The 6704-nt window shown below is 52.9% G+C and carries 6 protein-coding genes; 3 read left to right on the forward strand and 3 right to left on the reverse strand.

Translation table 11 applies throughout. From position 1 onward, the window contains the following. Positions 1–21 precede the first annotated feature (21 nt). Complete coding sequence (locus tag G3436_RS16650) at positions 22–1239, reverse strand: acyltransferase family protein (RefSeq protein WP_163947040.1); 1218 nt, start codon at positions 1237–1239, stop codon at positions 22–24. A 491-nt stretch (positions 1240–1730) separates the two neighbouring features. Between G3436_RS16650 and G3436_RS28325 the strand changes: the two genes are divergently transcribed. Continuing rightward, entirely contained in the window at positions 1731–2093 is a 363-nt protein-coding gene (locus G3436_RS28325; protein WP_163947043.1) for an acyltransferase family protein, read from the forward strand. Next, positions 2080–3825 (forward strand): acyltransferase family protein, encoded by a 1746-nt coding sequence (locus tag G3436_RS28330; RefSeq protein ID WP_163947047.1) that lies wholly within the window; start codon positions 2080–2082, stop codon positions 3823–3825. Before G3436_RS28325 ends, G3436_RS28330 begins: the two co-directional genes overlap by 14 nt. 141 nt (positions 3826–3966) lie before the next feature. On the opposite strand, the gene G3436_RS16665 is transcribed toward G3436_RS28330, so the two are convergent. Beyond that, on the reverse strand, positions 3967–4836 hold the full coding sequence (locus tag G3436_RS16665) for a follicular epithelium yolk protein subunit (protein ID WP_163947050.1): 870 nt from the start codon (positions 4834–4836) through the stop codon (positions 3967–3969). 315 nt (positions 4837–5151) lie between these two features. Next, positions 5152–5952, reverse strand: coding sequence for a class I SAM-dependent methyltransferase (locus tag G3436_RS16670; RefSeq protein WP_163947053.1), 801 nt, complete (start codon positions 5950–5952; stop codon positions 5152–5154). Positions 5953–6240: 288 nt separating this feature from the next. On the opposite strand from G3436_RS16670, the gene G3436_RS16675 reads away from it, so the two are divergent. Then, the coding region (locus tag G3436_RS16675) for a methyl-accepting chemotaxis domain-containing protein (RefSeq protein ID WP_163947056.1) at positions 6241–6704 on the forward strand (464 nt) is incomplete at its 3' end.

Consider the following 6704-nt stretch of genomic DNA (forward strand, 5'->3'; position numbering starts at 1 on the left):
ACCTTCGGATGGGCGTTGGTTTTACAGCGTTCCTTGATTGAGAATGGTTCGGCGGCCTTCAGTGCGCACTCGGATGCCAGGCCGTAGTTGGTTCGGCGGATGTGCTTGTAGTTGGTGTCGGAGGCCGTAGCGTGCGCAATGATTGAGGGGGAAATAGCAATAGCCGCTGAGCACGCTACCAGCCCAGCAATATAATGGCGTCGTTTCGCCGGGTTCTTTTTTTCGGAACGGCTCTTCAACGAAGCGGTAGAGCGCAATGCTCAGCAAGAGTGAAAGTGCAACGGCGATCCAAATTGCAGAGTGCGGCGGTTCGTCTAGATAGGCGGCTCGAGTAAAAACCAATATTGGCCAGTGAACCAGGTACAGCGAGTACGAGATATCACCGACCCGGGCTATCGCTTTTACGGGAAGGTTGTTCTCCGAGGTCTTCGGGTTATGACCCAGAAGGACCACTAACGTCGCCATGCATACGAGCAGTGCGTCAAGGCCTGGGTGTGGAAGGCCCGTTGGGAAAAAGGGTACCAGAAGGATTGCCGCAATTGCTGGAATACGGGCAAGTGATAAACCGCGGTGAGCGTTTGTTTTTAGCTTGACGATTGCAGCCAATGATCCAAGGCCAAGTTCCCATGCTCGTGTAAGTGTCAAGTAGAAGGCAGCATCAGGGTGGTGCGATGCCAGGTAAGCACTCAGCGCCACACTGGAAAGCACAAGGGTTGCCACAACGGGAAGCCATGCTTTTCTCGGAATGAAGAATAACAACAGTGGCATTAAAAGATAGTATTGCTCTTCAACAGCCAGCGACCAAAAGTGCAGAAGTGGCTGGGTGTCGGCGGCCGCTTCAAAGTAGCCTGTTTGGCTCCAGGCAACAAAGTTTGAGACGAACAGGAGGGCGCCAATGACTTGCGTTTTCAGGTCTTTCAGCGCCAGGTCTGTGAGTATGAAGGACGCGCAGGCAACGACAAAGGCGAGAACAACAAAGGCTGCGGGCAGCAATCGTTTTGCGCGTCGGAAGTAAAAGCGCAAGAAACTGAAGTGCTTTGCTTCAATTTCCTTTCGAAGGATGCCGGTAATTAGAAAGCCAGAGATAACGAAGAAAAGGTCCACGCCTAGGTAGCCGGCGAAGTCAATTAATTGTGTGTGGTAGAGTACGACCAGCAGGACTGCGATGCCGCGTAATGCCTGGATGTCAGTTCTGAATGCTGATTTCTGCACGTCTGCAGGACATATACTGGTTGACACGGTTTTTCCCCTGGTGCAGTTGTTCGCGCTCCGGCAGGCGGCGCCATAATGATGTGTTTATTGATAAACGTATTTTTCTATACAGTGCTCACGTGGCGCGGAGACTGCCATGGCCAATTGCTTTTTTCAATTTTATTTCGTTCGGGCATAAGCTGTTCGGGGGGGTTGCACTATCAGGATGCTCATCCTGCGCAATTTTATTTCGGATGTGTCTGGTGCTGGGGTCGCAAGACATACGCTCCAGGTCGGCAAGTGCCGCGGCTAAGTGCTGGGCATGGCCTGATCGAGCTCCGTCTATCAACGCATCTCTGCGCCTCGGAATGATCACGCTTGTTGGCGTAAAGTGGGTAATGAGCAGAGTAGGCGCCCACAGAGGCGGTGTGGCATCATCTTGCCTGGCGCGAAAAAGCCGCTTACCGCTCTGGGGCCTTCGCGGCGCCAAAGCTAAGGCGCAGCAGCTGGCGAACAGGGGTAAATGTCCAGGCACCAGCGTGAAGGCAGAATCTGGAGTGTGGGGTATTGTGGGCCGCGTGGCTGATGCTAGAATGCTGGCCATTTTGAATGGGGATTTAAGTTTGCTGGCATATAGACCTGAGTTGGATGGGCTTCGAGCTGTTGCTGTTCTGAGTGTGGTTCTGTTTCATGCTGGTTTCGGCCCTATCAGTGGTGGGTATGTTGGTGTAGATATATTCTTTGTTTTATCCGGTTTTCTGATCTCTTCGATTCTTATTCAGGAGATAACGACTCATCAATTTTCGTTTTCCCGCTTCTATGAACGAAGAATTCGTAGGTTGTTGCCGCCACTTGTCCCGGTATTGCTTGTTACGGGGTGCGCGGCATTTGTTTTTTTTTGACAGAGTGCCGCTTGAAGGGTTTTCAAAAAGCCTGTATTCGACGCTTGCCCTGTCTGCTAATTGGTATTTTTTGTCGTCAGTGGGGTATTTTGACGGGCCGGGCGAGTCCACGCCGCTCCTTCATATGTGGTCGCTGTCGGTTGAAGAACAGTTCTATCTGTTTTTTCCGATTATTCTGATTCTAATAATCAGGAAGAAAAGAACACTGCTTCCGGCGTTGTGCGCCGCCCTCTTGGTCATCTCTTTCGCTATTGCAACGTATTACCTGTATGCAGGGAAGCAGGAAATCGCTTTTTATAGCTCGTTGGCGCGTTTTTGGGAGTTGCTTGTGGGTGCCTTGTTGGCATCCGTTCAGGCGCGACTGAATCCATCAAGGCGTGTTGCGGATGCCATGGAGATAGGTGGGCTTCTTCTTTTAGGGGTGGCGATGTTTCTCTACACCCCTGAAACGCTATTCCCAGGGCCGGCGGCGTTGCTGCCGACATTCGGCACTGCATTAATAATAGCTGCGCATGGACGGGGGCGGTTGGTGTCACCTGTGCTCAAGTGGCCTTCCATCGTGTGGGTTGGTCTCATTTCCTATGGTCTCTACCTGTGGCATTGGCCGATTCTTGTATTTGTTAGATACCTTAAGCCGCTTGCCGGTGCGTATGAGCTCACGGCGGCCGTACTGATTTCCGTCCTTCTTTCGGCTGCATCCTACTACTGGCTCGAGGCGCCTATACGGCGCAAGAAAGTGTTTTCAACGAAGCGCAGTGTATTTAACTTCGGTATTATTGCTACGGCAATGCTCGCTGGCATGCTTTCGTTAAGTATGATCAAGACCGTTGAGAGCGCGCGGTTGAAGGTGAACGGTTGGGTGCGAGGCGTATTGTACGATGACAGCAGGGTTTCAGCGCTCGCCGTGATCGAGAAAGAAAAGAAATACTATATGGGTAACCTGAATCTAAACTATCACGGTGGTTTGGATGAGTTTAGTTTGTCGCGTTTTAATGGCTACACTTGCAGTTTTGATGGTGGGAATACTCAGGATCGAGTCTTGGGTTGTCTGGTAGGGCAAGCCAAGAAAGATAATATATTGGTGGTGGGTGATAGCGTTGGGCGGGATACGATGTGGGCGCTGAGGCGTGCATATCCAAATAATAATTTTATAATGATCCATCAGTCTGCCTGTCCGCCGGCCGAGTTTTTCAATAAAAGCAAAGGGAATACCTGTTTTCCCCAGCTTGACGATACAATGCAGAAGCTTGCGAAACAGGTTAACGTGAATGGTATTGTCTTGAGCTTTCGATACCGGCCCAGGCATTGGGTGCATATCAAAAACAGTATTCCTAAGATGAGAAAGCTCGTCGATAATATAGTGCTGGTTGGCGTGAACCCAATGTTCCTGGTGACGGTTGACAAGTACATAAAAGGGCTTCCGGACAATGTATCGATACCCGCTGCTATCGATAAGGGTGATGGCAAAATGATTGGCTGGGATTTTGACGGTATTGCACAAGAGGCTGAGCAGGTGGCCCGGAAAAACCATATCATGTTTGCCGATGTGAGCAGGTTTTTCTGCACGCATAGCGCTTGTAAGTTGTGGGTAGATGGCTCATATGAAAAGCCACTGTTCTGGGATAACCAGCACATGACGAATTTGGGTATGTCCAGCTATGCGAGTTACTTGGCGTCAAAGCCAGAAATAAAACAGGTTGTAGGGGATGCCAGCGCCGGTGCGCTCCAATAATCTACGCTAGCCTGCGGTTTTTTGAGTCGAATGGCGGCGCCTTCGCCCTGCCATGCAGTCTGCGCGACGTGGATGGTTGCGCAGGCGGTTGAAATGTCGAGCAATGTGCGGGGAAGGGCACCTTCCCCGCACGCTCATGCATTACGCGGCGACAGCCCGCTTCACATCAAGCTTGAAGGTGTCGAGCTTTTGGCCGCTTTGCAGGTCTTCCAGCACGATCTGCACATCGGTGTAGTACTCGATCTCTACGGTTTCGGTAGTGGTGATTACAGTTTGCAGGCCGCCCGCATTCATGGTCTGGACGATGTCCAAGCCATAAAAATGATGCCCTTGATAGGTTGGGTTGTAGTTGACGGCAGTGTCACCCGAGAGGGTGATCTGGTACACCACCTTGACCTTGAGCTTGCCTTTGCTCGCCGACAGTGTTGCCTTGACCGCCTGGCCCGGTTGTAGGGTTGTGTTTACACCAGCACTGGAGCCCAGTTCGAGTGTCTCGCTCTGCGATCCGCCTTTTTGCCAGGCTTGCGTGTAGTTCAGGGACGTCGAACCTGAAACGCCTGTTCCCAAAAAGCCAATGGAGTAGCTAATCGATTGACCGATCCCAACAGTGGATGTGTCTGACCAATTGCTCTCCGATGTCAGAGAGACCTTTTGCGTTACCCCGCAGTTGAATTCGGCGGCTACTGATGAGTTGTTTTTAAAGGTGTTGGTGTTGAGCATGATCGGGACTGTATTGTCGCCGATGATCGTTGCGCTCTGTACGGCGAAGCGGGTCTTAACTTCTGGCCAGTTGTAACTTTTATACAGGTCACCCCATGGGGTAGGGCTGCATACATACGCATCGTTTGGTGATTTTCCCATGTAAGCGGAAACAGCCCTCTTCAACGAAGCATCCTGGATATTGAAGGTGCTGCGCTCTGCGTCGGTGATGATGTGCTGTTCCTGGCCGGAAGCAGTAACAGTCGATGCTCCTTCAGAAGGCCCGGCGGTGATGCTGATTGAAATAGCCATGTTTACTTCCCTGTAGTGGTGTACTTCTCAATGCGGCAACGTTTTGCCGCCACTACGAGCATAGGCCAGAAGTTTATCTTCACAAGAATAATTTTCAACGCAGAACGCACTGAGCGTAATTAAATATTTTACTGATTTAAGCGTTCACGATTATTCTACGTTGTTGTACGCGCTTTGTAGGTTTGTGCTTACGTGTATCGGTGCTCAAGTCGTATTTTAATAACATGAACCTTGTATTGGCACTGCAAACAGAAATGGCACATAAGGCTTGCAGGGTGTTCAACAGCGTGCCAAGCGGCCATTGTCTGTAGCGCGTCAGGCCTTCACGGCCACCAGTGTGTAGCACATGGGGATCTGCACGTCGGCGCCCTCGTACACATCGTAGATTTCCTCCCTGTTCGAATGCGCGTATTCGGTAAGGTTGCGTAGTTGCAGCCCCGCGCCGATGACTCCCGCCAGAACGTCGCCCAAACGGTGAATATGCCAATAGGAGGCCAGCCCATTCGCCTCGCTCTGGCCTTCGTAGACAATGGTTTTCTCTTCTACTACCGGCTCGGTCTGAAAGTAGGACCCGGTGATTCGCCAGGGGGCCGCAGACTCAGGGTCGAGCATCTCCAGGAATGGATGGGTTTCGTAGATGACCAACGTGCCGCCGGGCTTGAGGGTTCTGGCCGCATGGCGGAAAAATGCGTTCAGGTCTGGCATCCAGTTCAATACACCGATGGTGATCAAGGCAACATCGAAGCGTTGGTCAAGCGTCGCCGGCAACTGGTGAATGTCGGCCTCGACAAAGTGCGGGGCGTGGGGCGACTTCGCCGTAAGCTCATGCGCCTGCGCGAGAAATGCCGAGGACTGGTCCACGCCCATCACGCTGCGCGCCCCGAGCGCGAACAGTGAAAGCGACTCGCGTCCGTTGTTGCAGCCCAGTTGTACTACGTCTTTGCCGTCAAGACCGACCTGGGCCAGCAATTGGGTAAGTGTCTGGTCCAGGCACGAGAAGTTCGGATGCCCGACAGACGCTATCAGTTCACGCCAGGCGGCGCTGTTGCGGTGCTGGGCGGCGGATGCATTCCAGGCTTCGCGGTTGCTGGCGATGGCATGTGCTTGAGTAGACATTCGTTGACCCTGTGTTCCTTCACGTGGAGCCCGACTTTATCACGCGCAAAGAAAAGCCCGCTGGGGAGTGCGGGCTAAAAGTTTCACAAGGAGTGGGGTGACTATGCACCTTCGTTCGTGAAAGGTTTGTGAAAGGGGCTGCGGGTCGTTTTGACAGGCGTGATGCTGCTGCGGCGCCTGCGTGATCAATCAGCAGTGATGGCTGATTGATGTCAATGTCCCCTGCGTGATGGGCGATTAAAATCGATGCACTTATCGATTGGCGTTGCGTGCCTAGGAGTTGCAGGAATGTTTGGTGGAAAATGGCGGGAGCAGGTCGGCGCACAGGCGCGTGAGCTGGAAGATCTGCGACAGCACAATCAGGCCCTGCTGCGTGAGAACCAGCAATTGGCCGAACTGCTGGCCCAGACCCAGGGCGAGCAGGCCCAGCTCAACAGCTACAGCCGCTACCAGTGCGAGCTGCACAGCAAACTGGGCATGTTCGACGAGTCGATGAAGCAGACCCGCGAAGGCGTGGTCAGCCAGGCTGAAACCCTGCGCGGCGAAGTCGATCACCTCAAGGCCAACAGTGGCGTGTTCAGCCAGACTTCCGAACTGCTGTCGTCGTTCTCCACGTCGCTGACGCACATGGCGGGGCAGGGGGTGAGCAGCGTCGAGAGCGTCACCCACCTGCAGGCCCGTGTCAGCGAGATCAGCAGTATCGTGGGCCTGATCAAGGCTATTTCAGACCAGACCAACCTGCTGGCGCTCAA

Origin of the sequence: Pseudomonas brassicae, assembly GCF_010671725.1 — a bacterium.
Taxonomy (GTDB): Bacteria; Pseudomonadota; Gammaproteobacteria; order Pseudomonadales; family Pseudomonadaceae; genus Aquipseudomonas; species Aquipseudomonas brassicae.